General features: G+C 76.2%; 24 protein-coding genes. 14 read left to right on the top strand and 10 right to left on the bottom strand.

The window, feature by feature from the left end; all coding sequences use genetic code 11:
- Nucleotides 1-168: 168 nt before the first annotated feature.
- Nucleotides 169-1200: a sugar-binding transcriptional regulator gene (locus WCD58_RS04895; protein WP_337700061.1), complete on the top strand. Its 1032-nt coding sequence runs from the start codon at nucleotides 169-171 to the stop codon at nucleotides 1198-1200.
- Here the strand turns inward: WCD58_RS04895 and WCD58_RS04890 are convergent.
- Complete coding sequence (locus WCD58_RS04890) at nucleotides 1161-1853, bottom strand: hypothetical protein (RefSeq protein WP_337700059.1); 693 nt, start codon at nucleotides 1851-1853, stop codon at nucleotides 1161-1163. The two genes, WCD58_RS04895 and WCD58_RS04890, sit on opposite strands and share 40 nt — an antisense overlap.
- 51 nt (nucleotides 1854-1904) lie before the next feature.
- Here WCD58_RS04890 and WCD58_RS04885 point away from each other — a divergent pair, with 51 nt between their 5' ends.
- Nucleotides 1905-3650, top strand: a complete 1746-nt coding sequence (locus WCD58_RS04885; RefSeq protein ID WP_337700057.1) for a proline--tRNA ligase — start codon at nucleotides 1905-1907, stop codon at nucleotides 3648-3650.
- Here WCD58_RS04885 and WCD58_RS04880 read toward each other — a convergent pair.
- The 5 genes from WCD58_RS04880 to WCD58_RS04860 all read right to left on the bottom strand — a co-directional run bounded on the left by WCD58_RS04880 (nucleotide 3640) and on the right by WCD58_RS04860 (nucleotide 10139).
- Nucleotides 3640-6528 (bottom strand): AfsR/SARP family transcriptional regulator, encoded by a 2889-nt coding sequence (locus WCD58_RS04880; protein WP_337700055.1) that lies wholly within the window; start codon nucleotides 6526-6528, stop codon nucleotides 3640-3642. The two genes, WCD58_RS04885 and WCD58_RS04880, sit on opposite strands and share 11 nt — an antisense overlap.
- A 66-nt stretch (nucleotides 6529-6594) precedes the next feature.
- A complete protein-coding gene (locus WCD58_RS04875; RefSeq protein WP_337700053.1) occupies nucleotides 6595-6810 on the bottom strand; it encodes a hypothetical protein in 216 nt (71 codons plus the stop codon).
- Nucleotides 6807-8081, bottom strand: coding sequence for an alpha/beta fold hydrolase (locus tag WCD58_RS04870; RefSeq protein ID WP_337700051.1), 1275 nt, complete (start codon nucleotides 8079-8081; stop codon nucleotides 6807-6809). Before WCD58_RS04870 ends, WCD58_RS04875 begins: the two co-directional genes overlap by 4 nt.
- Before the next feature lie 103 nt (nucleotides 8082-8184).
- Complete coding sequence (locus tag WCD58_RS04865) at nucleotides 8185-9426, bottom strand: MFS transporter (RefSeq protein WP_337700049.1); 1242 nt, start codon at nucleotides 9424-9426, stop codon at nucleotides 8185-8187.
- A complete protein-coding gene (locus WCD58_RS04860; RefSeq protein WP_337700047.1) occupies nucleotides 9423-10139 on the bottom strand; it encodes an HAD-IA family hydrolase in 717 nt (238 codons plus the stop codon). Before WCD58_RS04860 ends, WCD58_RS04865 begins: the two co-directional genes overlap by 4 nt.
- Before the next feature lie 60 nt (nucleotides 10140-10199).
- Here WCD58_RS04860 and WCD58_RS04855 point away from each other — a divergent pair, with 60 nt between their 5' ends.
- A complete protein-coding gene (locus tag WCD58_RS04855; RefSeq protein ID WP_337700044.1) occupies nucleotides 10200-11390 on the top strand; it encodes an ROK family transcriptional regulator in 1191 nt (396 codons plus the stop codon).
- On the opposite strand, the gene WCD58_RS04850 is transcribed toward WCD58_RS04855, so the two are convergent.
- Nucleotides 11379-11789 carry a secondary thiamine-phosphate synthase enzyme YjbQ gene (locus WCD58_RS04850; RefSeq protein ID WP_337700042.1) on the bottom strand — a complete coding sequence of 137 codons (411 nt, stop codon included), beginning with the start codon at nucleotides 11787-11789 and terminating at the stop codon, nucleotides 11379-11381. The two genes, WCD58_RS04855 and WCD58_RS04850, sit on opposite strands and share 12 nt — an antisense overlap.
- 53 nt (nucleotides 11790-11842) lie before the next feature.
- Here WCD58_RS04850 and WCD58_RS04845 point away from each other — a divergent pair, with 53 nt between their 5' ends.
- Together WCD58_RS04845 and WCD58_RS04840 are read left to right on the top strand one after the other, a co-directional pair.
- Nucleotides 11843-12652 (top strand): SDR family NAD(P)-dependent oxidoreductase, encoded by an 810-nt coding sequence (locus tag WCD58_RS04845; protein ID WP_337700040.1) that lies wholly within the window; start codon nucleotides 11843-11845, stop codon nucleotides 12650-12652.
- A gap of 98 nt (nucleotides 12653-12750) precedes the next feature.
- A complete protein-coding gene (locus tag WCD58_RS04840) occupies nucleotides 12751-14175 on the top strand; it encodes a hypothetical protein (RefSeq protein WP_337700038.1) in 1425 nt (474 codons plus the stop codon).
- A gap of 50 nt (nucleotides 14176-14225) precedes the next feature.
- Here the strand turns inward: WCD58_RS04840 and WCD58_RS04835 are convergent, their stop codons facing one another.
- Both WCD58_RS04835 and WCD58_RS04830 read right to left on the bottom strand, forming a co-directional pair.
- A complete protein-coding gene (locus WCD58_RS04835; protein WP_337700036.1) occupies nucleotides 14226-14714 on the bottom strand; it encodes a ferritin-like domain-containing protein in 489 nt (162 codons plus the stop codon).
- Complete coding sequence (locus WCD58_RS04830; protein ID WP_337700034.1) at nucleotides 14711-15205, bottom strand: hypothetical protein; 495 nt, start codon at nucleotides 15203-15205, stop codon at nucleotides 14711-14713. Before WCD58_RS04830 ends, WCD58_RS04835 begins: the two co-directional genes overlap by 4 nt.
- A 182-nt stretch (nucleotides 15206-15387) precedes the next feature.
- Here WCD58_RS04830 and rimP point away from each other — a divergent pair, with 182 nt between their 5' ends.
- The 8 genes from rimP (at nucleotide 15388) to WCD58_RS04790 (ending at nucleotide 23967) form a co-directional block, all read left to right on the top strand.
- Nucleotides 15388-15999 (top strand): ribosome maturation factor RimP, encoded by a 612-nt coding sequence (gene rimP / locus WCD58_RS04825; RefSeq protein WP_337700032.1) that lies wholly within the window; start codon nucleotides 15388-15390, stop codon nucleotides 15997-15999.
- Nucleotides 15996-17051, top strand: a complete 1056-nt coding sequence (gene nusA / locus WCD58_RS04820; RefSeq protein ID WP_337700030.1) for a transcription termination factor NusA — start codon at nucleotides 15996-15998, stop codon at nucleotides 17049-17051. The genes rimP and nusA overlap by 4 nt, the downstream gene beginning before the upstream one ends.
- Before the next feature lie 3 nt (nucleotides 17052-17054).
- Nucleotides 17055-17465, top strand: a complete 411-nt coding sequence (locus tag WCD58_RS04815; protein ID WP_373696181.1) for a YlxR family protein — start codon at nucleotides 17055-17057, stop codon at nucleotides 17463-17465.
- A gap of 60 nt (nucleotides 17466-17525) precedes the next feature.
- Nucleotides 17526-20702, top strand: a complete 3177-nt coding sequence (gene infB, locus WCD58_RS04810) for a translation initiation factor IF-2 (protein WP_337700026.1) — start codon at nucleotides 17526-17528, stop codon at nucleotides 20700-20702.
- Between the two features lie 30 nt (nucleotides 20703-20732).
- A complete protein-coding gene (locus WCD58_RS04805; RefSeq protein WP_337700024.1) occupies nucleotides 20733-21029 on the top strand; it encodes a DUF503 domain-containing protein in 297 nt (98 codons plus the stop codon).
- A 29-nt stretch (nucleotides 21030-21058) separates the two neighbouring features.
- Nucleotides 21059-21556, top strand: coding sequence for a 30S ribosome-binding factor RbfA (gene rbfA / locus WCD58_RS04800; protein ID WP_337700022.1), 498 nt, complete (start codon nucleotides 21059-21061; stop codon nucleotides 21554-21556).
- A 72-nt stretch (nucleotides 21557-21628) separates the two neighbouring features.
- Complete coding sequence (locus WCD58_RS04795) at nucleotides 21629-22642, top strand: DHH family phosphoesterase (protein ID WP_337700020.1); 1014 nt, start codon at nucleotides 21629-21631, stop codon at nucleotides 22640-22642.
- Complete coding sequence (locus WCD58_RS04790) at nucleotides 22639-23967, top strand: MATE family efflux transporter (protein WP_337700018.1); 1329 nt, start codon at nucleotides 22639-22641, stop codon at nucleotides 23965-23967. The genes WCD58_RS04795 and WCD58_RS04790 overlap by 4 nt, the downstream gene beginning before the upstream one ends.
- A 142-nt stretch (nucleotides 23968-24109) precedes the next feature.
- Here the strand turns inward: WCD58_RS04790 and WCD58_RS04785 are convergent, their stop codons facing one another.
- Nucleotides 24110-25384, bottom strand: coding sequence for a geranylgeranyl reductase family protein (locus tag WCD58_RS04785; protein ID WP_337700016.1), 1275 nt, complete (start codon nucleotides 25382-25384; stop codon nucleotides 24110-24112).
- A gap of 65 nt (nucleotides 25385-25449) precedes the next feature.
- Between WCD58_RS04785 and truB the strand changes: the two genes are divergently transcribed.
- A complete protein-coding gene (gene truB, locus WCD58_RS04780; RefSeq protein ID WP_337700014.1) occupies nucleotides 25450-26385 on the top strand; it encodes a tRNA pseudouridine(55) synthase TruB in 936 nt (311 codons plus the stop codon).
- Nucleotides 26386-26387 lie beyond the last annotated feature (2 nt).

Here is a 26387-nt window from a genome sequence, read left to right as displayed (position 1 = left end):
CGAGCGCCTTCACCGCGCAGATGGGCGGCCGGCGTCCGGAGGGTGAGAGCTCTCCGGACCGAGCGCTCCTCTGAGCGAGGCAAGGCGACAACGGAACGTCTCGTACCGCAGTACAGGCGCAAGACGAGGGCCTCGTCAAGAGCGTCGAACCGGCTCTATCATGCTCATATGAGCGAGGTGGACGGCTGGGGCCCGGGTCGGCGTCTGCTCGCGGCCGGTGCGGCCCACCGCTTCCACGTCCTCGGGCGCACGAAGGTCGAGATCGCGAAGGAGCTCGGGATGAGCCGCTTCGCGGTCGCCCGGCTGCTCGACGCCGCGGTGGAGCAGGGACTCGTGCGCATCGAGGTCACCGCGGGCGACGACCTCGACCACCGCGCGTCGGAACAGCTCGCCGCGACCTACGGCCTGCGCCGCGCGCTCGTCGCCCCGGCGATTCCGGCAGCCCCGGCAGCCCCGGCACCCCCGACCGCCCCGAGAGCAGAGACAGCCCCGACCGCCCGCCAGCAGGTCGCCGCCCTCACCGCGAAGCTGCTCACCGAGGTCGTGAGCGCCGACGACGTCCTCGGGCTCGCCTGGTCGCGCACGATCAACGAGGCCGTCGACGCGCTGACGATGCTCCCGCCCTGCACGGTCGTCCAGCTCTGCGGCGCGTACTCGCTGCCGTGGCGTTCCGACACGTCGGCGGAGACGGTCGCGCGGGTCGGCGCGCTGTGCGGGGGGCCGGCGTTCCCGATCTACGCCCCGCTGGTGCTGCCCGACGACCAGACCGCCCGGACGCTGCGCGCGCAGCCGGGCGTCGTCGACGCCGTCGGGCGGTTCGCCGACCTGACCGTCGCCGTGGTCTCGGTCGGCGCGTGGAGCCCGGAGCACTCGACGGTGTACGACGTCCTCGCCGAGGACGAGCGCGCCGCTCTCGGGGAGCGGGGTGTCGTGGGGGAGGTGGTCGCGCTCCCGTTCGACGAGGAGGGCCGGGTGCTCGACGTCGACCTCGCGCGCCGCGTGCTCGCCATCGACGAGGCGGCGCTGCGGGCGGTCGACGAGGTGATCGTGCTCGTCGCCCACCCCGAGCGGGCCCGGGCCGCCGACGCGGTGCTGCGCTCGGGGCTGGCGAGCACCCTCGTCACCGATGCCGCCACCGCTGCAGTCCTGCAGGAGAAGGCTCAGGTCGGCCAGGTCGTCGAGCGCCGCGCCCGGTCGTAGAGCGTGTCCGCCTCGCCGAAGACGAGGGCCTCGGGGAGCTTCGCCAGCCGGTCGGCGAGCCCGTCGCCGTCGGCGGCGAGGACCTCCGCGGGGTCGGGATCGCCGCCGACCAGGCCGCCGGGGGCGACGACGACCCCGTACACGCGCGGCGTCGTGCGGCGTCCCTGTTCCAGCGTCGCGCGCACGTGCCCGACGGCGCCGCGCACCTGCTCGGCCAGGGTCGTCCGGTGCCCGTCCACGTGGACGACGCCGCCGCGGACCTCGACCCGGCCGTCGCCCGCGGAGCGCGCCACCACCACCCCCGGCGACCCGAACAGCAGCGTCGCCGCGCCGTGCTCGCCGAGCGGGACGTCGGGGATCGCGCGCCAGGGCGTGCCGGCCGTGGCGATCCGGGAGAGCCGCCGCAGTCCGCGGGGGTTCACGACTCCGTCGACGGCCGCCGCGAGCGCGCCGTCGGAGGGCGTCCGCCGCCCCAGGTCCTCCCACCCGACACCGAGCAGCTCCGCGAGGGCCCGGTGCCAGCGCGTGTGCTGGTCGCGGTCGCCCTCGTACGGGACGTTCGCCCCGCACAGCGAGCAGGACCGCCCCTCGCCGAAGCCCCACTCGTAGGTCGGTTCGTCGGCGATCAGCCTGCGGGCCTGCTCCGGGTCCACGGCCGGCACGGTAGGCGCAACCCGTTTCGCGTCCGTCGTTAGGCTCGGAACATGGCACGAGGGGTCACGCGGATGTCCGGTCTGTTCCTGCGCACGCTGCGCGAGGACCCGGCCGACGCCGAGGTGATCAGCCACAAGCTGCTCGTGCGCGCGGGGTACGTCCGCCGGGTCGCGCCGGGCATCTACTCGTGGCTGCCGCTGGGCATGAAGGTCCTGCGCCGCGTCGAGAAGATCATCCGCGACGAGATGGATGCGATCGGCGGCCAGGAGGTCCACTTCCCGGCCCTGCTGCCCCGCGAGCCCTACGAGGCCACCGGCCGCTGGACCGAGTACGGCGACACGCTCTTCCGCCTCAAGGACCGCAAGAAGGCCGACTACCTGCTCGGGCCCACGCACGAGGAGCTGTTCACCCTCATGGTCAAGGGGGAGACCAGCTCCTACCGCGACTTCCCGGTGACGCTCTACCAGGTCCAGAACAAGTACCGCGACGAGGAGCGTCCGCGCGCGGGCATCCTGCGCGGCCGCGAGTTCGTCATGAAGGACTCGTACTCGTTCGACCTCACCGACGAGGGCCTGCGCGAGTCCTACGCGAAGCACCGCGAGGCCTACCAGCGGATCTTCGCCCGGCTCGGGCTCGAGGTGCAGATCGTCTCGGCGATGTCGGGCGCGATGGGCGGCTCGGCGTCCGAGGAGTTCCTCGCGCCCTGCGACGCCGGCGAGGACACCTACGTGCGCTGCCCCGCGACGGGCTTCGCCGCCAACGTCGAGGCCGTGACGACGCCCGCGCCGCCCGACGAGCCGGTCGAGGACAAGCCCGAGGCCGTCGTGTACGACACCCCGGACACGCCGACGATCGAGACGCTCGTCGACCACGTGAACACCCTCGGGCTGGGCCGGACATTCACGGCCGCCGACACCCTCAAGAACGTCATGGTCAAGACGCGCCTGCCCGGGGCGAGCGAGTGGACCCTTCTCGGCGTCGGGGTCCCCGGCGACCGCGAGGTCGACATGAAGCGCCTCGAGGCGTCGGTGTCGCCGGCCGAGGTGGCGCTGCTCGAGGACGCCGACTTCGCCGCGAACCGCTTCCTCACCAAGGGCTACATCGGCCCGGTCGGGCTCGCGAAGAACGGCGTGCGCTACCTCGTCGACCCCCGCGTCGTCACCGGCACGGCCTGGGTCACCGGCGCCGACGAGGACGGCCGGCACGTCGTCGACCTGGTCGCGGGCCGCGACTTCACCCCCGACGGGACCATCGAGGCCGCCGAGGTCCGCGAGGGCGACCCGTCGCCCGACGGCGGCGGGCCCCTGGTCGCCGCGCGCGGCATCGAGATGGGCCACATCTTCCAGCTCGGCCGCAAGTACGCCGAGGCGCTCGGGCTCACCGCCCTCGGGGCCGACGGCAAGCCCGCGACGGTGACCATGGGCTCCTACGGCGTCGGCGTCACCCGCGCCGTCGCCGCGATCACCGAGCAGCACGCCGACGCCAAGGGCCTCGTGTGGCCCGCGGAGGTCGCGCCGTACGCGGTGCACATCGTGATCGCCGGCAAGGACCCCGCCCAGGCCGAGGCGGCCACGGGCATCGCCGACGGCCTCGCCGGCGCGGGGCTCGACGTCCTGCTCGACGACCGCAAGGCCTCGCCCGGGGTCAAGTTCGCCGACGCCGAGCTGCTCGGGATGCCGACCACGGTGACCGTCGGGCGCGGGCTCGCGAGCGGCGTCGTCGAGGTGACCGACCGCGCCTCCGGCGAGCGCCGCGAGGTGCCCGTCGACGACGTGGTCGCCGAGCTCAGCTCCTGACGAGCTCCGCGCGGCGCGCCATCAGCTCGTCGGTCGTCAGTGCGGCGCCCTCGCGCCACGCCCGCGCGTGGGCGTCGTCGCCGAGCTCCGCCCGGGCGCGGTCCATCAGGCCCGGGGTGTGCTCGCGCGCCGGCCACACCATGCCCGCCCGGCGGGTCTGCGTGTACGCCGAGGAGTACCAGACGGCGGCCTCCGCGGGCTCGCCGCGCATGACCAGCAGGTTCGCCATGGCCTCCACGTAGACCCCGGTGCCGCCGCTGCCCATCCGGGTCGTCGCGACGAGCAGCCGCTCGGTCCAGGTGATGCCCGCGTCCGCGTCGCCGACGAGCTGGGCGACGATGTTGTCGACCGCGCAGGACACCCAGATCGCGCAGACGTTGTCGCGCGCGACCGCGCGGTCGTGGATCGCGGTGGCCCGTGCCGTCAGGCCGGTGAGGACGCCGGGGTTGGTCGAGCCCAGCCCGGCGGCGGTCGCGAACGCCTCGAGCACCAGGGTGACGTCGGGGTCGGCGAGCGCGGCCGCCGCCGGCGCGAGGTGGTCGCAGCCGTGCCCGAGGAGCTCCCAGTCGTTGTGGGTCCACGCGGACCCGGCGCCCGCGAAGGCGATCTCGACCATCGCGCGCAGCGACACGGGGTCGGCGGAAGCGACGTCGAGGGTGTCGAGGTGCCCGACGACGTCGCGGAGCATCGGGCCGCCGCCCTCGAGGTCGCCGAGCAGGATGCGGGCGCCGGCGTGCGCGAACCGCACGGTCAGCCCGTCGGCGTCGGTCCCGGTCGCGGGGGCGGCGCGGTCGAGCCAGCGCCCGAGCTCGTGCACCCGCGTGCGGTAGTAGCCGAACCAGAGCAGCTCGGCGCCCAGACGCAGCGCCCGCGGGTCCGGGGCGTCGGTCAGGAGGTCGTCCAGCGTCGCCCGCACCACCGGCCAGTTCTCCTCGACGAGGTCGTACCAGTCGGCCTCCGCGGCGCGGCCCAGCCGGGGACGCGCGGCGAGCACGCCGAGCACCCACGCGTCGCGCCGTGCGAGGGTGCGCGGCTCGTCCCCGGACGCGGCGAGGTGGTGACGACCGTGGGCGCGCACGGTGTCGAGCTGGCGGAACACCGTCGACCGGCCCGGACGCGACGGCGGCGTCGCGACCAGCAGCGACCGGTGCTCGAGGCGCGCGAGCAGGGTCGGGACGTCGGCGACGTCGAGGGCGGGACCGATGACCGCCGCGGCGGCGGGCAGCGTGAACGGCCCCGGCAGCACCGACAGGGCGCGGTGCACGACCTGCTCGTCGGCGTCCAGCAGGCGGTGGCTCCACTCGATCGCCTCGCGCACGGTGCGGCGGTGGTCGGCCGGCCCCCGGCCGACGCGGCCCAGCCCGCCCGGATCGGTGGTGGCCTGCTCGGCGATCTCGGCGAGGCTGAACGAGCGGGACCGCGCCGCGGCCAGCTCGACGGCGAGCGGGAGGCCGTCGACGGCGCGGCAGATGCGTTCGACCAGGGCGACGTCGTCCGTCGCCGAGCCGTCGCCGGCCCGTGCGAGGAACAGCTCGGCGGCGGGGGACGGCCCCGCGGGCCCGCCGTCCAGCGCCAGCGGGCCGAGCACCCGGACGTCCTCGCCGTCGACGTCGAGGGGCTCGCGGCTGGTGGCGAGCAGGGTGGCCCGCACGTCGTGCGCATCATGGGGAGCCAGCAGCTCCTCGACCAGCGTCGCCACGGCGTCGATCACGTGCTCGCAGTTGTCCAGCACCACCAGGGCGCGGCGGTCGCGGACGAACGCCCGCAGGACGCCCTCGGGCCCGGTGTCGTCGGGGAGCAGGCCGAGCCGCGAGACGATCATGTCCGCGACGGGGCGGCCGGCGACGACCTCGGTCAGGTCGACGAACCAGACGCCGTCGGCGAACCGCCCGGCCCCGTCGCGGGCCGCCTGGATCGCCAGGCGCGTCTTCCCGCAGCCGCCGGGTCCGGTGATCGTCGTCAGACCGGTGGTCGCGAGGGCGTCGGCCAGCTCGCCCAGCTCGCGGGCGCGCCCGACGAGCACTCCCGGGCGGACGGGCAGATGGCGGGGCGCCGGCGCGTCGACGGGGGCCGGTGCGGGCGGTGCGGGCGGTCCGGACGGTGCGGGCGGTCCGGACGGTGCGGGCGGTCCGTGCGGTGCCTGCTCCTGCGCCATCACCGCCCGGTGCACGTCCTGGAGCTCGCGGCCGGGGTCGAGCCCGAGCTCGTCGCGCAGCAGCGTGCGCACCCGGCGGAAGGTCGCGAGGGCCTCCTCGGTGCGGCCGAGGTCGGCGAGCGCCGACATCCGCAGCGCCCAGAGGCGTTCGCGGAACGGGTGCTCGAGCTGGAGCGGTTCGAGGTCGACCAGCACCCGGTCGGGACGCCCGAGCGCCAGCAGCGCGGCCAGCCGCCGCTCGGCGACCTGACCGCGCAGCTCCTCGAGCCGGGCGACGACGGCGGCCGTGGCGGTGGCGTGCGCGACGACCTCGTACGGCGCGCCGCGCCACAGGTCCAGCGCCTCCTCGCAGCGCTGCAGCGTCGCGGTGGGGTCGGCGTCCTCGCCGGTCATGGCGGCGAGCCGTTCGAAGCGCCGGGAGTCGACGTCGTCCGGGGGGATGGAGAGCCGGTAGCCACCGGTGTCGCTCGCGAGGCACGATGCGAGGGCGCGGGGGCGGGTCGGTTCGAGGATGCGGCGCAGGCGCCAGAGGTGGTTCTCCACGCTGGAGGTGCTGGCGTCGGCGTCGTATCCCCAGCCCGCGACCACGAGGTCCTCGACGGGCACGCGCCGGTTGGCGTGGATCGTGAGCGTCGCCAGGATCGCGGCCTGCTTCGTGCCCGGACAGGGTCGCTCGACGCCGTCGGTCTCCACCAGGAGAGGGCCCAGGTCGCGCACCCGCACCGGCCGACACTAGATCCAGGACACCGCATCGCGCACCACCCTGTTGGCCCAACTGCTCACGGTGAGTCAGCGATCGCTCAGTGCAGGATCTCGATCAGCAGGCGTCGTGATGCTGACGTCGGTCGCCCCGAAGGTCGTCGCGACCGCGAGGGCGAAGTACCGGTAGTCGGCGCCGGTGCGCCGCCCCGGGAACTGCAGGCCGGGCTCGTCGAGGTCCCGCTTGGTCGACCGCCACGGAGGCGGCAGCGGATGGGTCGACGAGGGAGCCGCCGTCGCCGTCACGACGCCGGCCCCGTCCGCTGGGCGAGCGCGTCGGCGAACCAGTCGAACACGACGCGCTCGAGCCGGAACTGACCGAGCCCCTCGCAGTGCCCGCCCGCGCCCTCGGCGGCGGTAAACCGGCGCCGGGTCACGGGACCGCCGAGGGCGGCGGCGAGCGGCTCGGTCTGCCCCTGGCTCGCGAAGTCGCCCTCGGCCTCGATCACCAGCGTGGGGCAGGTGATCCCGCCGGCGAGACCGTCGAGGGTGAACGTGGCGAGCGCGCGGAAGTAGTCGGTCAGCGTCGCGACGCCGTGGGTGGCCATGCGGCAGCGGAAGTCGTTGGCGCGCTGCGGGTCGGCGAGCAGGCCGGCGAGGTCGGCCTCGAGGGTCGGGTCGTCGTCCTGCAGGCGCTGCCAGGCCTGGTCGCCGAGGCGGCCGCGGATCGTCGCGGCGAAGTCGTACTGGGCGGGGTCGCAGACCAGCGCGGCGATGCGGGGTTCGCGCGCGGCGCCGCGGGGCGCGAGGTAGCCGCCGAAGCTGCGCCCGAGCAGGACGATCGCGGCGGGGTCGACGCCCGGCTGCGCGACCAGCCAGTCGACCACCGGGGTCAGCGTGGCCTCGAAGTCCGGCCGCAGCGGCAGGCCCCGCTCGTAGAGGACGCCGCCCTGCCCCGGGCCCTCGAAGACCAGACAGTTCATGCCGTACTCGAGGGCGCCGAACGCCTGGTCGAGGTAGCTGCTCTCGGCGGTGCCGTCGTAGCCGGCCGGGCCGAGCACGGTCGGGCGCGGGACGTCGGGACCCGCGGGGCGCAGGAGGTAGCCGGCCGCGACGACGCCGTCGCGCTCGACCTCCATGCGCTCGACGTGGTGGGTCATCAGCGGCACGGCGGCGCGGAAGGCGCTCACGTGCGCGGCGTGGTCGTCCAGGAGGTCCTGGCGGGTGATGTCGGTGCGGTTGAAGAAGAACGCCTGGCGGTAGTACTCGGCGGCGCGCAGGAAGCAGCGCCGCGCGCTGACGGTGTGGCCGGCGGCCAGGCTCGCGTCGCCGTCGGCCCGGACCGCGTCGCCCGTCGCGCGCCACTCCCGCCGCCACGAACCGAGGTCGCCCGGGGCGATGCGCGCGACGGTCGCGGCCACCTCCCCGAGGTCGGCGCTCCCGCGCATCGCGGCCGACATCGAGCGTTCGAGCTGGGCGTCGAAGGCCTCGTCACCGGTGCGCAGGGCGGGGCCGGTGGCGCCGACGAAGGAGACTGCGGGGGTGGCGGCGGGGGTGGCGGGGGCGGACGTCGTCATGGGTTCCTCCGGGTGTGTCCGTGCGCTGGACACCCAGAGTCACCGCGGCCGCTCTCACGCCGCTCTCGTCACGCTCCCGCCGACTCCCGTCGGCCGGCCCGGGCTAGTCCGTGACCGTGCGTCGCTCCATCCGGACCGAGACCCCCAGCACGGCGAGGCCCAGCAGCGGCAGGACCGCGCCGACGGCGGCCGGGGCCGACCAGCCCAGGCCCGCGGCGAGGACGACCCCGCCGAGCGCCGCGCCGACCGCGTTGGCGACGTTGAACGCCGAGTGGAAGCTCGCCGCCGCGAGCGACGGGCCCTCGGCGGCGAAGTCGATCAGGCGGCCCATGAGCGCGGGCCCGGCCGACATGCCCACGAAGCCGAGCGCGAAGAGCCCGATCGTCGCGGTGACCGCGTTGCTCGCCGCGACCGTGAACGCGAGCAGCACCGCGGCGTAGGCGACCAGCGCGATCGCGATCGTCGCCCGCGGGGCCTTCTCGGCGAAGCGGCCGCCGGCGATGTTGCCGACGGTCATGCCGACGCCCAGCGCGCCGAGCAGCAGCGGCACCAGCGACGTCGCGACGCCGGCCTGGTTGGTCAGGATCGGGCTGATGTAGCTGTAGACGGCGAACATGCCGCCGAACCCCGCGGAGATCACCCCGAGGGTGAGCCACACCTGCGGGCGCCGCAGCGCCGTGAGCTCGTTGCTCAGGCTGCCGCCGCGGTCGTCCGCGGGGCTGGGCACCAGCGTGACGACGGCGAGCACGGTGATCAGCGCGATGACCGTGACGGCGACATAAGCGCTGCGCCAGCCGAAGGAGTCGCCCAGCCACGTCGCGGCGGGCACGCCGATGATGTTCGCGACGGTCAGCCCGAGCATCACGGTCGCGAGCGCGCGGGCGCGCCGCTCCGGGGGCACGAGCGCCGCCCCGAGCACCGCGGCGGTGCCGAAGTAGGCGCCGTGGGGCAGCCCGGAGAGGAAGCGCAGGGCGACGAACGGCACGAACGACGGCGCGAGCGCCGACAGGGCGTTGGCGACGACGAGGAACACGGCCAGCGCGACGACGAGGCGCTTGCGGGGCCACCGCGCGCCGAGCAGGGCGATCAGCGGGGCGCCGAACACCACGCCGAGGGCGTAGGCGCTGATCGCGGCGCCCGCGGTGGGCACCGAGACCCCGAGGTCGGCGGCGAAGCCGGGCAGCACGCCCATGCTCGCGAACTCGGTGGTGCCGATCGCGAGGCCGCCGAGCGAGAGCGCGGCGAGGCTGACGCCGGCGGGGACGCGCGAGCCCCGGGCCGGTGCCGTCCGCTGCGGGGGAGCCGAGGTCTGCGGGGCGGCCTCGGTCGAGGTCGGCGGGGTCATGCGGTCACCTCCTGCTGGATCTCGGCTGGCTGGATCTCGGCTGGCTGGATCTCGGCTGGCTGGATCTCGGCCGCGAGCAGCGTCGGGACGACGTCGGACAGGGAGTCGACCGGGATGTCGGCGGGCTGGCCGCGCAGGCCGGCGACGGTCGCCCCGGCGGCGCGCCCGGCGGCGACGCCGACCGCGGAGTCCTCGACGACGAGGCAGTCGGTCGGGTCGACGGCGAGGAAGTCGGCGGCCATGAGGTAGCCGTCCGGGGCCGGCTTGCCCTCGGCGACCATGTCGCGGGGCACGATCACGGGCGCCTCGATGCCGGCGGCGCCGAGGCGCGCCCGGGCGAGGCGGGCGTCCGCGCTGGTCACGACCGCCCACGGCGTGTGGGTGGCGTCGAGGTGCGCGACGAGGTCGTGGGCGCCGGGGGCGGCGACGACGTCGGCGAGGTCGACGTACTCGTGCTCGAGGTGGTCGCGGGTCGCGGCGACGACCAGCGCCTCGTCCAGGTCGGGGCGGACGCGGCGCACGGTGCTCTCGGCGGGGTGCCCGGTCATCACGGCCAGCACGGCGGCGGGATCGGCGCCCCAGCGGCGCGCCCACTTGCGCCAGGACCGCTCGACGGCGGCGTCGGAGTCGACCAGGGTGCCGTCCATGTCCAGGAGCACGGCGGTGAAACCGCAGGTCACCCGGCGAGCGGGCGCCTCGGCGTGCAGGGTCACGGCGGGTCCTTCCGAGACGGGAGTAGCTAATATTCTCGTTGTCCGAGCATAATCGGGTCCATGAGCGCGTCAACGGAGACGGGACGTGAGCCCGGTCGCGCCCGCGTGGACCGCTGGCGCACGAAGGCGGAGGTCCTCGGCGAGGTCCGGCGCCGCCCGGGCCTGACCCGCGTCGAGCTCGCCCGGCGCCTCGGCCTGTCCAGCGCGTCGGTCACCGAGACGGTCACGCGCCTGCGCGACGCAGGCTGGATCTGCGAGCACCGCGCGCCCGTCCAGGGCCGCGGGCGCCCGACCACCACGCTGGAGCCGGCGCCGGACGGCCCGCGCGTGGTGGCCGTCGACGTCCGCCACGAGGACTGGCGGGTCGGCCTCGCGGGGCTCGACGGCCGCGTCACCGAGGTCTCGTCCGCGCGCCACGACCGCGACCCCGGGCACGTCGCCGCCGCCCTGCGCACCGCCGTCGCCGACCTCGCCGCCGGGCATCGCACGGTCGCCGTCGGCCTCGCGGCGCCCGCACCGGTCTCCGCCGACGGCCTGGTGCGCGCCACCGAGCTGGCGTGGGACGCCGTGGACCTGGGGCCGGTCGTGGACGCGCTCGAGGGGGTCCCGCTGCGTCTCGGCAACGACGCGACGCTCGCCGGCGTCGCCGAGGCACGCACCGGCGCGGCCGCGGGGGCGGCGACCGCGGTCTTCCTCACCGTGGAGGTCGGCCTCGGCGGCGCGCTGCTGCTCGACGGCCTGCCGCACCTCGGCGCGCACGGGCAGGCGGGGGAGTACGGGCACCTGCCCTTCGGCGACCCGGCGCGCCCGTGCTCGTGCGGGGCGCGGGGCTGCTGGGGCCCGGAGGTCGACGGCCGGGCGCTCGCCCGCCGCCTCGGGGACCCGGAGCCGGGCGACCCGCGCTCGTACGCCGTCGCGGTGCTCGAGCGCGCCGCCGGCGGGGACCCGGCCGCCGTCGACGCCGTGTGCGGGGCCGCCGCGGCGCTCGGCCGGGGCATCGCGGGCCTGGTGCACGTCCACGACCCCGACGTCGTCGTGCTCGGCGGGCTCGCCCGCGGGCTGCGGGCCGCGCCGGGCTTCGAGGAGGCCTACGTCCGCGGCCTCATGGCCTTCCGCCGCGACGACCCGGTGCCCGTGCTGGACGCCCTGCACGGCGACGACGGCGCGCTGTACGGCGCCGCGGCCCTGGCGCTCGACCACGCCACGAGCCCGGAGGGCCTCGCCGACTCCTGCGAGCCCTCACCCGCCTAGCAGGCTCAGGCGCACCATCCGGGTGGGGTTGTCGCCGTTGGTGTCCACGAGGCAGACCGACTGCCAGGTGCCCAGCGCCAGCTGCCCGCCGAGCACCGGCACCGACATCGACGGCGCGACGATCGCGGGCAGCACGTGGTCGCGGCCGTGGCCGGGCGAGCCGTGGCGGTGCGACCACCGGTCGTCGGCGGGCAGCAGCTCGCGCAGCTGCGTGAGCAGGTCGCCGTCGCTGCCGGCACCCGTCTCGATGATCGCCACCCCGGCCGTCGCGTGCGGCACGAACACGTGCAGCAGCCCGTCGGCGGTGTCGGCGCCCGCCACGAACCGGGCGCACTCCCGGGTGATGTCCCGGACGGTCTCCCGGTCGCCGGTGCGGACCTCGATCTCCTCGCTGTACACGGGCGCCCAGGGTAGGCGCAGGGCGCTCGGCCGGACGGGCCAGAATGCCCGCCGTGCACCCCGATTCCGGACAGGGACGCGTGGCCGTCGCGGTCGTCACCGGCGCAGGCCGGGGCATCGGCGCCGGTCTCGCCGCCGCGCTGTCGGCCCGCGGCCACCACCTCGTCGTCACCGACGTCGACGCCGACGCCGCGCGGGCGACCGCCCAGGCCCTCGACGGCCCGGCGACGCCCATGCCGCTCGACGTCCGCGACCCCTCGGCGCACCGCGCCGTCGCGCTCGCGGCCGCCGACCTCGGCGACGTCACCGTCTGGGTCAACAACGCCGGGGTGCTGTCGACGGCGACGGTGTGGGAGTCCACCGACGAGGACGTCGCCGCGACCTTCGAGATCAACACGCTCGGTGTCGTGCACGGATGCCGCGCGGCGGTGGAGGTCATGCGCCGCGGCGACGTGCTCAACGTCGTCTCGCTCTCCGGCCTCGGCCCGACGCCGGGCTTCGCGACCTACGGCGCGAGCAAGGCCGCGGCGCTGAGCTACTCGCAGGCCCTGGACATCGAGCTGGCCTCGGTGCGCCGGCCGATCCGGGTGCGCGCGCTGTGCCCGGACGTCGTCGACACCTCGCTGGTCAGCAACGTCGCCCACCGGCCCAGTTCGGCCCTGCTGTTCACCGGGAGCCGGCTGCTCTCCGTGGACGAGGTCGTCGACGCGGGGATGGGGATGCTCGGGTCCCGGCGGGCGATGCGTACCGTGCCGGGCTGGCGCGCGGCGCTCCAGCGGACCTCGGCGGCGTTGCCGGGGGTCGCGAGGGTCGCCGTTCCCCTGGTGGCCCGGATGGGGGAGCGTCGCCGCTTGTCCCGCTAGGTCCCGGGTGACGACATGCCGGACGGGGTCTGTGATCGGTTCGTGACCCGTTCGGCTACGTTGAGCGCGGTCCATGTCCCCCGAACGTGGAGGATCGGATGCTGGTGCTGGCCCCCGATCCCCGTCTCGGCATCGCTCCGGAGCGGGTGGCGCGGGTGCGCGCCCTGCTCGAGGACGCGGAACGGGGTGCGCCGGTGCCCGGCGTCGCCGTGGCGCTGCCGGGCGGGCCCGACGGCCCCCTCGACGCCCTCCTGGTGCGCCCCGACGGCGTGCTCGGCCTCGCGGCCCTGCCCGCCGGCGAGCGCGAGGCCGCGCGGGAGTCGGTCGTGGCCGGCGGCGGACCGGGCCCCGAGCGCCCCGAGCTCCCCGCGGCGGGCAGCAGCTCGCCGGGAGGCGGACCGACCGCCCAGGCCGTCCTCGACGAGCTCGACCGCCTGCTGACCCTCACCGACCCGCCCTGCGCCGCGCCCCGCCGCGTGCTGCCGAGCGTCGGGGTCGGCGGTTCCGGCGCCGAGGACGACGCACGCTCCGCGCTCACCGCGCCCGTGGGCTCCTTCCGCGTGCTCGACGTCGCCGACCTGCGCCGGCTCCTCGTCGCCTTCCGCCTCGGCGACCACGTCCCCGACGACGCCCGCCTCGCCGAGGCCGGGTTCCTCACCCCGGACACCCCGGCGCTGCAGGCCGGCGCGGCGCCCGAGACGACCCCGGTGCCGGTGCAGGACGCGAGCAGCTCCCAGCCCGACTCCCGGCCCGACTCCCCGTCGGACTCCCGGCCCGACTCCCCGTCGGACTCCCGGCCCGCGGGCCTCCCGCCGACCGGCCGCCTGCCGGCGTCGGCGCCCGAGTCGTCGGGCCCGCCCCCCGAGCCGCGGCCGCGGACCGGCAGCAGCGGGGGCGGCATCGGCGCCCTCGCCCGCGCCGGCCGGTCGGCGCGGTCCGGGCGCTACGGCCGCCGGGCGCCCGAGTGGGTCTGGGGCTGGCGCGGGCTGACCCTCGCGGCCGTGGCGGCGTTCCTCGTCGCGCTCGGCCTCGCGTTCCTCGTCGGGCGTGCGGCCACCGGGGGCGACCCGCCGGCCGACCCGTCGGCGACCCGCGTCGTCGACGGCGTGACCTACACGCGCCAGGTGGCCACCACCGACGTCTCCTGCGAGGGCCACGCCTACAACCGCGCCGCGGACTTCCTGCGCGAGCGCGGGTGCCTGCACCTCGACCGCTCGCTGTGGTCGGGCAACGCCGAGGGCCAGGAGGTGGTCGTGGCGGTGGCCACCGTCCAGCTGGCCGACACGTCGACCGCGTCGGCGTTCCGCTCGCTGGTCGACAGCAACGGCACCGGCAACGTCTCGGACCTCCTGCGCGAGGGCCGCGGCTACCCGGGCGCCCCGCCGGCGCTCAGCGGCCAGGGCTACGCGTCGGCCCAGCTCGGCGACCGCGTCGTCGTGGCCGAGGCCGACGGCATCGACCCGGACTTCACCGACGGCGACGCCCTCGACCGCATCTCCCGCGCGGGGCTCGCCCTGCGCTGAGGGCCTCCGGCCTCGTGAGTGTTCCGGGTCGCCCGGGCGACCCGGATCGCTCACGTGGCGGAGCCGTCCCCCGGGAAGGCGGGCACCAGCGGGGTGCGGCCGGCGAGGCGGCGCCAGGTCACCGAGGTCGTCGCGGCCGCGGTGACGGCGTCGAGCGCGAGGCGCCGCAGCTCGCCGCCGGTGTCGGCCTCGGTCCGCTCGGCGACGGCGCGCCAGGCGGCGGCGACGTCGTCCTCGGCGACGACCGCGAGCACGGCGGCCGACGTCGCGTCCGTCACCGGCTCCGGCGGGCGGTAGGCCGCGGCGCCCGCCGGCGGGGTGACGCCCTCGCGGGCGAGCAGCGCCACCACGGCGTCGCGGCGCTCCCGGTGGGCGAGCGACGCGGCGGTGACCGTGGCGGTGGTCGCCGGCGGCACGAAGGCGGAGACGAGCCCGTAGCTCCACACCGCGGCGTGCTCGGTGCCGAGCGCGGCGAGCACGGCGTCGCGCAGGTCGTCGGACAGCGGCGGGGGAGCGGGCGGGCCCGGCGGTGACGTCATGCCAGCACCGTCGCCTGACCGGCACAGCTCGCCGCGACCGAGGTGAGCAGCCCGCAGCGGTACGAGGCGGTCGTGAGCGCCAGGGCGCCCGCGGCGTCCCGCGCGGAGCCCAGCGAGCCGCTCAGCGCCGTCACGGCCTCCGCGGCGCTCGCGGGGGCCGGCGCGGGCGCGGGGGCGGCGTCGACCGCCGCCGCGCGGTCCGGGCGCGCGCGGCGGATCTCGGCGGCGAGCGCCTCCGCGTGGGCGCGGCGGGCCTCGGCGAGCGGGGTCAGGCGGTCGGCGAGCCCGGGGAACGCGGCGACCGCCGCCGTCGCCGTCGCGGCGTCCGCGCGGGCCGCGGCGAGCGGGCCCTCGAGCTCGTCGGGGCCCTCGTCGCGGGCGCAGCCGGCGGCGAGCCCCGTGAGCCCCACGACCGCGACCCCCGCGACCGCCGCGCCGGCGCCGCGCAGGACCGCGCGCCGCGGCGTGCCCACTCCCGGCGTCTCCACCACGGCGGGCCAGTGTGCCAGCCGCCCCGCCCGCCGGGCCGCGCCACGCGGCGGGACCGTCGCGGGGCGAGCGCTAGGCTGGACCACTGCGCGCCGGCACCCCGGCGCCACTCCGTCCCGCCCGTTCCGCGCCCCGGGGACCCCCACCCGAGCGCCCGCGGCGGGCCCGCCCGTGAGGAGCCCCGTTGTCCCCAGGGACGTCCGCCGCGCCCGCCGCCGAGCGCCTGCGCCCGACCGTCGTCGAGGTGGTCGAGGCCGCCGGCTTCGTGCTCGACGACCTCGAGGTGCGCCCGGCCGGGCGCCGCCAGGTCGTGCGTGTCGTGGTGGACACCGCCGAGGTGCCCGGCCCGCACGACCCGCCGGCCCCGGGCCCGGACCTCGACGCCGTCGCCGGCGTGAGCCGGGAGCTCTCGAAGGTCCTGGACGCGATGGACGAGAAGAGCAGCACCGACACCCCCGAGGGCGAGTACACCCTCGAGGTCACCACGCCGGGCACCGACCGGCCGCTGACCCGCCCGCACCACTGGCGGCGGGCGTGGCTGCGCCGCGCGGCGGTCACCCGCACCGACGGCAGCACGCTCAGCGCGCGCGTCGGCCCGGTGGGAGACGGCGACGGCGAGGACGCGACCGTCACCCTGGCGGAGGGCACCCCGCGCGGACCGGTGCTGCACCACGTCCCGCTGGCCGAGGTGACGCAGGCCGTCGTGGAGGTCGAGTTCAAGCCGGCGCCGCCCTCGGAGGTCGAGGCCCTCGTGGCCGCCGCCGTGGGTGCGGACGGACAGGAGGATCGGTCGTGAAGGTCGACATCGCCGCGCTGCGCGCCATCGAGCGGGACAAGGAGGTCCCGTTCGAGACCGTGCTCTCCGCGATCGAGACCGCGCTGCTCACCGCCTACAAGCAGAACGGCGGCGAGAACCCGCGCGCCCGGGTCGAGGTCGACCGCAAGAGCGGCGCCGTGGCCGTGCTGGTGCCGGAGACCGGCGAGGACGGCGAGGTCCTCGGGGAATACGACGACACCCCCGAGGGTTTCGGACGTATCGCCGCGGCGACGGCACGCCAGATCGTGGTGCAGCGTCTGCGCGACGCGGAGCACGAGCGCACCTACGGCGAGTTCGCCGCCAAGGAGGGCGAGGTCGTCGCCGGCGTCGTCCAGCGCGACGCGCGGGCCAACGCCCGGGGCGTGGTGGTCGTGGAGATCGGCTCGATCGAGGGCGTGCTGCCGGCCGCCGAGCAGGTGCCGGGCGAGCGCTACGAGCACGGCGCCCGCATCCGCTGCTACGTGGTCGGGGTCAACCGCGGTCCGCGCGGCGTGCAGGTGACGCTGTCGCGGACCCACCCGAACCTCGTACGGCGGCTGTTCGCCTTCGAGGTCCCCGAGATCGCCGCCGGCCACGTCGAGATCGTCTCGGTGGCCCGGGAGGCCGGGCACCGCACCAAGATCGCGGTGCGGTCGAAGGTCCAGGGCCTCGGCGCGAAGGGCGCCTGCATCGGCCCGATGGGCGCCCGCGTGCGCGGCGTGATGAGCGAGCTCAACGGTGAGAAGATCGACATCATCGACTGGGCCGACGACCCCGCCGAGTACGTCGGCAACGCGCTCTCGCCGTCGAAGGTCGTCTCCGTGACGGTCGTCGACGCGAAGGCCCGCACCGCCCGCGTGGTCGTGCCGGACTTCCAGCTCTCCCTCGCCATTGGCAAGGAGGGCCAGAACGCCCGGCTCGCCGCACGACTCACCGGATGGCGGATCGACATCCGCTCGGATGCCGAGCCGCCCCCGGCCGACGACGAGGAGCCCGAGATCGGGGTCTCCGGTGGCGGGGTCGAACGGCCCTCGAGCGGCGCGGTAGAGTGACCGGTGGCCCGAACCCGCGAGCCCGGTCGTGGGGTGGCTCCGGATCGTGATCGTCCCGACGGTGTCGACGACGTCCACGGCCCGGTGCGCACCTGCATCGGCTGCCGTTCGCGGGCCTCGGCGTCGGAACTCCTGCGAGTGGTGGCCGCGGACGGGGTCGTCGATCCCGATCCACGACATCGGTTGCCCGGTCGCGGTGCGTGGCTGCACCCCGATCGGGACTGCCTGACTCGCGCGGAGCGCCGATCGGCGTTCCCCCGGGCGCTACGCGTCCCGGGGCCGCTCGACACCGGAGCCCTGCGCGCACTGCTCGATCCGGACTCCGGCACCGGGCCACAGACACGCGACGACCGTCGCGTGAGTACGAGGAAGCAGGTCGACCCCCATGAGCCAGCCGTGAAGCCCTCCCGATGAAGGCGCAGGCGTAGACACGAGGTCGCGGGCCACCCGCTGACCTCGAGAATGAGGAGATCAGTGCCAGGTAAGGCCCGGGTGCACGAGCTCGCGAAGGAGCTCGGCGTCACCAGCAAGCAGGTACTCACGCAGTTGGAGTCCCTCGGCGAGTTCGTCAAGTCGGCGTCCTCGACGGTGGAGGCTCCCGTCGCGCGCAAGCTGCGCGACTCCATGGCCGGCGGCAACGGCGGCGGCTCCGGCCGCAGCCCGCGTCCGGGCGCCACGCCCGGCCCGCGCCCCGGTGGTGGACCCAAGCCCGGTCCGTCCGGCGGCGCCCCGCGCCCCGGCGCGGCCCCCGGCCCGCGTCCCGGTGCCGCGCCCTCGGGCGGCGGCAACGGCTCGGCGGGCTCGTCCGGCTCGTCCGGCTCGTCCGGCTCGTCTAGCCCTTCCAGTGGCGCCCCGCGTCCCGGTCCGCGCCCCGGCGCGCGTCCCGGCCAGGAGCAGTCCGCGCCCGCCGCGGCCTCCGCCTCGGCGGCGCCGTCGGCACCGACCGAGCGCCCGGCCCCGCAGGGCCAGCGCCCCGGCGGCGGTGGCAGTGGCGGCAGTGGTGCCGGCGGCGGCGACCGTCCGCGTCCCGGCGGCGGCGACCGCCCCCGTCCGGGCGGCATCCCGCGTCCCGGCGGCGACCGCCCCTCGGGCGGCGACCAGCGCCAGGGCGGCGGCCAGGGCGGCGGTGCCCCGCGCCCCGGTCCGCAGCAGCGTCCGGCGGCCGCGTCCGACACCCAGGGCGGCGACACGTCGACCGTCCCGCCGCGCCCCGCGGCGCCGAAGCCCGGCCCGAAGTCGCCGCGCGTCGGCAACAACCCGTTCGGCGTCGGTTCCGGCGCCCCGCCGCGCCCGCAGCGGCCGCAGCAGCCCGGTCAGGGCGGCGGCGGCCAGGGCGGCCCGCGGCCGCCGCGTGACGGCGACGCCCCGGCGCCGCGCCCGCCGCGCGACGGCGAGCGTCCGGCCGCCGCGGCCGGTGGCGGCGATCGTCCGCCGCGTCCCGGCGGCACCGGTGGCGCGACCCCGGGCAACATGCCCCCGCGCCCCAACCCCGGCATGATGCCGTCCCGCCCGGCCGGTCCGCCCGGACGTGGTGGGCCCGGCGGTCCCGGTGGTGGCCGTGGCGGTCCCGGCGGCGGCCGTGGTGGCCCCGGCGGCGGTCGTGGCGGTCCCGGTGGCGGCGGTCGTCCCGGGGGTCCCCCCGGTGGCGGCGGTGCTCCCGCCGGCGGTGGTGGCTTCCGCGGTGGCGGCGGCCGTCCCGGTGGTCCGGGTGGCCGCGGTCGTGGCGGCGGAGCCGCGGGTGCCTTCGGGCGTCCCGGCGGTCCCGCGCGCCGTGGTCGCAAGTCGAAGCGGCAGAAGCGCCAGGAGTTCGACAACATGCAGGCGCCGTCGGTCGGCGGCGTCCGCCTGCCGAAGGGCAAGGGCGAGACCGTCCGGCTGCCCCGCGGCGCCTCGCTGACCGACTTCGCGGAGAAGATCGACGCGAACCCGGCCTCGCTCGTGCAGGTGCTGTTCCACCTCGGTGAGATGGTCACGGCCACCCAGTCGGTGTCCGACGACGTCCTCGAGCTGCTCGGCGGCGAGATGAACTACAACGTGCAGGTCGTGTCCCCCGAGGAGGAGGACCGCGAGCTGCTCGAGTCGTTCTCGATCAGCTACGGCTCCGACGAGGGCGACGAGGACGACCTCGCGGCCCGCCCGCCGGTCGTCACGATCATGGGTCACGTCGACCACGGCAAGACGCGCCTGCTGGACACCATCCGCAAGACGAAGGTGGCCGAGGGCGAGGCCGGCGGCATCACCCAGCACATCGGCGCCTACCAGGTCGACACCGAGCTGGAGGGCGACGAGCGGCAGATCACGTTCATCGACACCCCGGGTCACGAGGCGTTCACCGCCATGCGTGCCCGTGGTGCGAAGTCCACGGACATCGCGGTGATCGTGGTCGCGGCCGACGACGGCGTCATGCCGCAGACGGTCGAGGCGATCAACCACGCCCAGGCGGCCGACGTGCCGATCGTGGTCGCGGTGAACAAGATCGACAAGGAGGGTGCGAACCCTCAGAAGATCCGCCAGCAGCTCACCGAGTACGGGCTGGTCGCCGAGGAGTACGGCGGCGAGACGATGTTCGTCGACATCTCCGCGCGGCAGAACATCAATATCGAGTCGCTGCTCGAGGCGATCCTGCTGACCGCGGACGCCTCCCTGGACCTGCGGGCGAACCCCGACATGGAGGCCCAGGGCGTCGCGATCGAGGCGCACCTCGACCGCGGTCGCGGCCCGGTGGCCACCGTGCTGGTCCAGCGCGGCACGCTGCGCGTCGGCGACTCCGTCGTCGCGGGCGACGCGTCGGGCCGTGTGCGACGGATGCTCGACGAGTTCGGCGAGGACGTGCAGGAGGCCCTGCCGTCGCGCCCGGTGCAGGTCATCGGCTTCACGTCGGTGCCCGGCGCGGGCGACACCTTCCTCGTCGTCGACGAGGACCGGGTGGCCCGCCAGATCGCCGACCGGCGCCGTGCCCGCGAGCGCAACGCCGAGCTGGCGTCGCGTCGCAAGCGCGTGTCCCTCGAGGACCTGGACGCGGCGCTCAAGGAGACCAACGAGCTCAACCTGATCATCAAGGGCGACAACTCGGGTACCGTCGAGGCACTCGAGGACGCGCTCACGAAGATCGACGTGGGCGAGGAGGTCCAGCTGCGGATCCTCCACCGCGGGGTCGGTGCGATCACCGAGGGCGACATCAACCTCGCGATCGCGTCGAACGTCATCGTCATGGGCTTCAACGTCCGTGCCGAGGGCAAGGCCACCGAGCTGGCCACCCGCGAGGGCATCGACATCCGCTACTACTCGGTGATCTACCAGGCGATCGACGAGATCGAGCAGGCCCTCAAGGGCATGCTCAAGCCGATCTACGAGGAGGTCGAGCTCGGCACCGCGGAGGTGCGCGAGGTCTTCCGCTCCTCGCGAGTCGGCACCATCGCCGGCTGCCTGGTCACCGACGGGATCATCCGGCGCAACGGCAAGGCGCGCCTGGTCCGCGACGGTGCGGTCGTCGCCGAGAACCTCACGGTCAACTCGCTGAAGAGGTTCAAGGACGACGCCACCGAGGTCCGCGACGGCTACGAGTGCGGTCTGACGCTCGGGTCGTTCAACGACATCAAGGTCGACGACAAGATCATGACCTACGAGATGCGGGAGAAGCCGCGCGAGTGATGATCTCGTCCTCTCGGGGGCGCTGACGGCATGTACGTCGGCGCCCTCGAGCTCGACCTGCTGCTCGGTGACGTCGGGTCCATCAAGGAGAAGCGTTCCGTGGTGCGGCCCGTCGTCGCCGAGCTCAGGCGGAAGTACGCGGTGTCGGTCGCCGAGGCAGGCCACCTGGACCTGCACCGCCGCGCCCTGATCGGGGTGGCGGCGGTGGCGGCCGATGCGGAGCACGTCACCGACGTGCTCGACCACTGCGAGCGCCTGGTGGCCGCCCACCCCGAGTTCCAGGTGCTCTCCGCGCGGACCCGCTGGCTGGGTCCGCACGACGACTAGTCCCCTTCGAAAGCAGGAGGAACCGCGCCATGGCCGACGCGCCACGGGCCCGCAGGCTCGCCAAGCGGATCTCCCAGATCGTCGCCTCGACGCTGGAGCACGAGGTCAAGGACCCGCGCCTGGCGATGGTGACGATCACCGACACCCGCGTCACCCCCGACCTCCGCGAGGCGACGGTCTACTACACCGTCTACGGGGACGAGGCCGACCAGTCCGGCTCGGCGGCCGCCCTGGCCAGCGCGCGGGGCGTGCTGCGCACGGCCGTGGGGCGCCAGACGGGGGTGCGGTTCACGCCGTCGCTCCAGTTCGTCCCGGACGCGGTGCCCGAGGGCGCCAAGCGGCTCGACGAGGTGCTCGAGGGCGCCCGCGCGGCCGACGCCGAGGTCGCGACGCTCGCCGTCGGGGCCGCCTACGCCGGCGAGGCCGACCCGTACCGCAAGCCGCGGGAGGACGACGAGGATCCCGACGACGTCCCCGTCGGGGACGAGGGTGACGACACCGGTCACAGCGCGCGGTCGACGGGCTGACGGCGACTCCGTACCGTGACGCCGTCACGCCGACGCCCCGTCGGTGGACGGCTCGAGGGGAGTTCACCCGCGATGGTGGCGGCCGAGGAGAGTCACGGCCTGACGAGCCGTCCGACCACCCTCGAGGAAGCGGTCGGCGTGCTCACCGGCGCGCGTCAGGTCGTGCTGCTCGCGCACGTCAACCCGGACGCCGACGCGCTCGGCAGCGCGCTCGCCCTCGGGCTCGCGCTGCACCGGCGCGGCGCCCACGTCCAGGTGTCGTTCGGGGCGCCCGAGCGCCCGGCGGAGTCGCTGCGCGACCTCGACGTCGCGGGTCTCGTCGTGCCCCACCACCGCGTGGTGCACCGCCCCGAGCTGCTCGTCGTCCTCGACACCGGCAGCGTCGACCGTCTCGGCCCGCTCGCCGACCGCGCCGAGACCGCGGGCACGACGCTGGTGATCGACCACCACGTCTCGAACTCCGGGTTCGGGACCTTCTACTACGTCGACCCGCGCGCCGAGGCCACGGCGGTCATGGTGCTGCACCTGCTCGACGCCATCGGCGCGCCCGTCGACCTCCCCACGGCGCGCTGCCTCTACGCCGGGCTCGTCACCGACACCCGCAACTTCCGCGCCGCCTCCCCGGACACCCACGCGATGGCCGCGCGCCTGCTCGTCGCCGGCGTCGACGCCGAGGCGGTCACGCGCCCGCTGCTCGACACCCATCCGTTCTCGTGGCTGGCGATGCTCTCGGCGGTGCTCGCCACCGCGCGCCTGGAGGTCGACGAGGCCCGCGGCCTGGGGCTCGTGCACGCCCTGGTGACCCGCGACCACATCGACGTCGGGCGCCAGGAGGAGATCGAGAGCGTCATCGACGTCCTGCGCACCACCGCGGAGGCCGAGGTGGCCGTCGTGCTCAAGCAGGTCGGCGACCGGCGGTGGACCGCGAACATGCGCTCGAAGGGCCGGCTCGACGTCGCCGCGGCGGCCTCGGCCCTCGGCGGTGGGGGACACCGCCACGCCTCGGGCTTCACGGTCGACGGCGACGCCCCGGACATCCTCGACCGCGTCCGCCGCGCCCTGGCCGACGCGCCGCTCCTGGGATGACGGCCGGCACCGACCCGGACACCGACCCCGGCGCGCGCCGCGTCCTCGCGCTGGCGTCGTCGGCGCTGGTCGTCCTCGTCGCCGAGCCGCTGTACCTGCTCGTCGACACCGCCGTCGTCGGGCACCTCGGCGCGGTGCCGCTGGCGGGGCTCGCGGTCGGCGGGGTGGTGCTCGCGCAGATCGCGAGCCTGGGCACGTTCCTCGCCTACGGCACCACCGCGCGGGCCGCCCGCCACCACGGCGCCGGCGACCGGGTCGCCGCCGTGCGCGAGGGCGTCGCGGCGACGTGGATCGCGCTGGGGGTGGGCGCGGTCGTCATCGCGGTGCTGTGGACCCTCGCGCCCTGGCTCGGGAACGCGCTCGGCGGCGGGGGAGAGGTCGCCGACGCCGCCACCGGCTGGCTGCGGATCGCCGTCTGGGGCGCGCCGGGCATCCTCGTCGCGCTCGCCGGCCACGGGTGGATGCGCGGCGTGCAGGACACCCGCCGCCCGATCGTCGTGGTGCTCGCCGGCAACGGGCTCTCGGCGATCGTGTGCCCGCTGCTGGTCTACGGCGTCGGCCCGTTCCCGGAGCTGGGCCTCGAGGGCTCGGCGTGGGCGAACGTCGGCGCCCAGGCCGTGGTGGGCCTGCTGTTCGTCGGCGCGCTGGTGCGTGAACGCGTGTCGTTGCGGCCGGTGCCCGCCGACATGCGCGCCCAGTTCGGGCTCGGGCGCGACCTGCTGCTGCGCAGCGCCGCGTTCCAGGCCTGCTTCCTCTCGGCGACGGCGGTGGCGGCCCGCTTCGGCGCCGAGTCGGTCGCCGCGCACCAGATCGTCCTGCAGCTCTGGACGTTCATGGTCACCGTGCTGGACGCACTCGCGATCGCCGCGCAGTCACTGGTCGGCGCCGCGCTCGGGGCCGCGTCCGTCGGCACGGCGCGACGGGTCAGCGGCCGGGTCACCCGCTACGGCCTCGTCCTGGGCTGCCTCGCCGGGATCGTGTTCGCGGCGACCGCCGGGGTACTGCCCGGGGTCTTCACGCCCGACCCCGCGGTGCGCGACGTCGTCCCGCAGGCGTGGTGGTTCTTCGTGGCGCTGCAGCCGGTCGCGGCCTACGTGTTCGCGCTCGACGGGGTGCTGCTCGGCGCCGGGGACGCCGCCTACCTGCGCCGGATCACCGTCGGCTCGGCGCTCGCCGCGTTCCTGCCGACGATCTGGCTCTCGCTCGTGTTCGGGTGGGGTCTGGTCGGGATCTGGGCCGGGCTGGCGCTGTTCATCGCCGCGCGCGCCGTCGCCGTCGGCCTGCGCGTGCGCGGCGACGCGTGGGCGGTCACCGGGACGACCTGAGGAATCCGAACGGCCGGAGTCGCCGAGCTCGGGCGCGCACGTGCAGGACGTGCCGCTCGCGGGGCGCCGGGGGCGACCTCACCCAGCCGACCCGTGTCCCCGGGGACACGGGTCGGCGACCGGACACCCGCGCCCGCGGACCTCAGCCCGCGGCGACCGGGCGCCGCAGGTCCGCCGCGGGGAACGGCGGCAGCTCGTCGGCGCGCAGCGAGGCGCGCCCCGCCACCCGCCAGGCCCTCGCCACGAGGTCGGCGTCCTCCTCGCTGACCAGGTTGCCCATCACCCGCAGGGCGACGGTCATGAGCGCCCGCGAGCGCATCCCGACCGGCCCGGCGATGGGCAGCAGACGCGGCATGGTCAGCAGCGTCGCCAGGCGCCGCGCGATGGAGAACGCGGAGCCGTAGTGCCGTCGCAGGGTCGCGGGCCAGGCCAGCGAGAGGTCGTCGTCGGTGTCCAGCAGGCCCGCGACGGTGCGTCCGCTCTCGAGGCCGTAGTCGATGCCCTCGCCGTTGAGCGGGTTCACGAGCCCGGCGGCGTCGCCGACGAGCGCCCAGTTGCGCCCCGCGACGCCCGAGACCGCGCCGCCCATGGGCAGCAGCGCCGAGGCGACGTCGCGCACCTCGCCGTCGAGCCGCCAGTCCTCGCGGCGCTGGTCGGCGTAGTGGGCGATCAGCGACCGGAGCCGCACGTTCGCGGGCCGTGACTCGGTGGCCAGCGTGCCGACGCCGATGTTGACGTGCCCGTCGTGCAGCGGGAACACCCAGCCGTAGCCCGAGAGCACCTCGTTCTCGGTGCCCCGCAGCTCCAGGTGCGACGAGATCCACTCGTCGTCGTGGCGCCCGGAGCGCACGTAGCCGCGGGCCGCGACGCCGTACGCCGTCTCGCGGTGCCATTCGCGCCCGAGGACCCGGCCCAGCGTCGACCGGGCGCCGTCGGCGACGACGAGACGCCGGCACCCGATGCTCGTGGTCTCCCCGTCGGCGGTGGTGAACACGACGCCGGAGACCCCGTCGGCGCCGTCCCGCTCGACGTCCACGGCGCGGGCGCCCTCCACGGGCCGGGCGCCCTTCTCCAGGGCGACCGTGCGGATGCGGGCGTCCAGCTCGGTGCGCGCGACCGCCCCGCCGTGGGCCGGCAGCGACCCGCCGGGCCAGGGGAGCTCCAGCAGCTGGCCGAAGCCGGCGGCCCGCAGACCCCGGTTGGTGCCGCGCCCGCGCACCCACTCGCCGAGCCCGAGGTGCTCGAGCTCCGCGATCGCCCGCGGGGTCAGCCCGTCGCCGCAGGCCTTGTCGCGGGGGAAGACGGCGGCGTCGGCGAGGACGACGTCGTGGCCGGCCTCGGCGGCCCACGCCGCGGCGGCGGAACCGGCGGGGCCGGCGCCCACGACGAGGACGTCGGTGCGCGTCGGGATGCTCACGCTCCCCAGCATGCCTGCCGGGACCCCGATGGGCCCGGTGAGTGGGGCGGGCATCATGGTCCGCCGTGTCCGGACGTGGTGGTGCCCCGAAGCAACGGCGCGAGCCCCCGCCGCCGGGGCTGCTCGTGGTCGACAAGCCCGCGGGGTGGACCTCGCACGACGTCGTGGGGCGCGCGCGGCGGCTGATGGGCACCCGCAAGGTCGGGCACGCGGGCACCCTCGACCCGATGGCGACCGGCGTGCTCGTGCTGGGCATCGAGCGGGCGACCAAGCTGCTCGGCCACCTCGCGCTCGACACCAAGAGCTACCTCGCCACGATCCGCCTCGGCCTCGCGACCGGCACCGACGACGCCGAGGGCGAGCCCCTCGGCGAGCCGGCCGACACCGCGGGCATCACCGAGCAGGCGCTCGCCGACGGGGTCGCCGCGCTCACCGGCGAGATCGCGCAGGTCCCCAGCAGCGTGTCGGCGATCAAGGTCGACGGGCGCCGCGCCTACGAGCGCGCCCGGGCCGGGGAGGACGTGCAGCTCGAGGCGCGGCCGGTCACGGTCGGGCGCTTCGACGTCCTGGCCACGCGCGCCGAGGGCCCGTTCCGCGACCTCGACGTGCTCGTCGACTGCTCCTCGGGCACCTACGTGCGCGCGCTGGCCCGCGACCTCGGGGCCGGGCTCGGCGTCGGCGGCCACCTCACCGCGCTGCGCCGCACGCGCGTCGGGCCGTTCACGCTCGCGCAGGCCCGCACGCTCGAGGTCCTGGCGGCCGAGGAGGAGGAGCAGGGCCGCGCGTCGCTGTCCCTGGACCTCGACGCCGCCGTCGCCACGGCCTTCCCCCGCCGCGACGCCGACGCCGACGAGGCCGCCGGGCTCGCGCACGGCCGCCCGCTGCCCGCCGGGGGCGGGGCCGGCACGGTCGGGGTGTTCGGTCCCGACGGCCACGTCGTCGGGCTCGTCGCCGACGACCGCGGCGCCGCGCGGCCCGTCCTGGTGCTCGCACCCGCTTGATC

The organism is Actinomycetospora flava (genome assembly GCF_037400335.1).
Classification (GTDB): Bacteria; Actinomycetota; Actinomycetes; order Mycobacteriales; family Pseudonocardiaceae; genus Actinomycetospora; species Actinomycetospora flava.
This window is presented reverse-complemented; position numbering and strand designations above follow the sequence as displayed.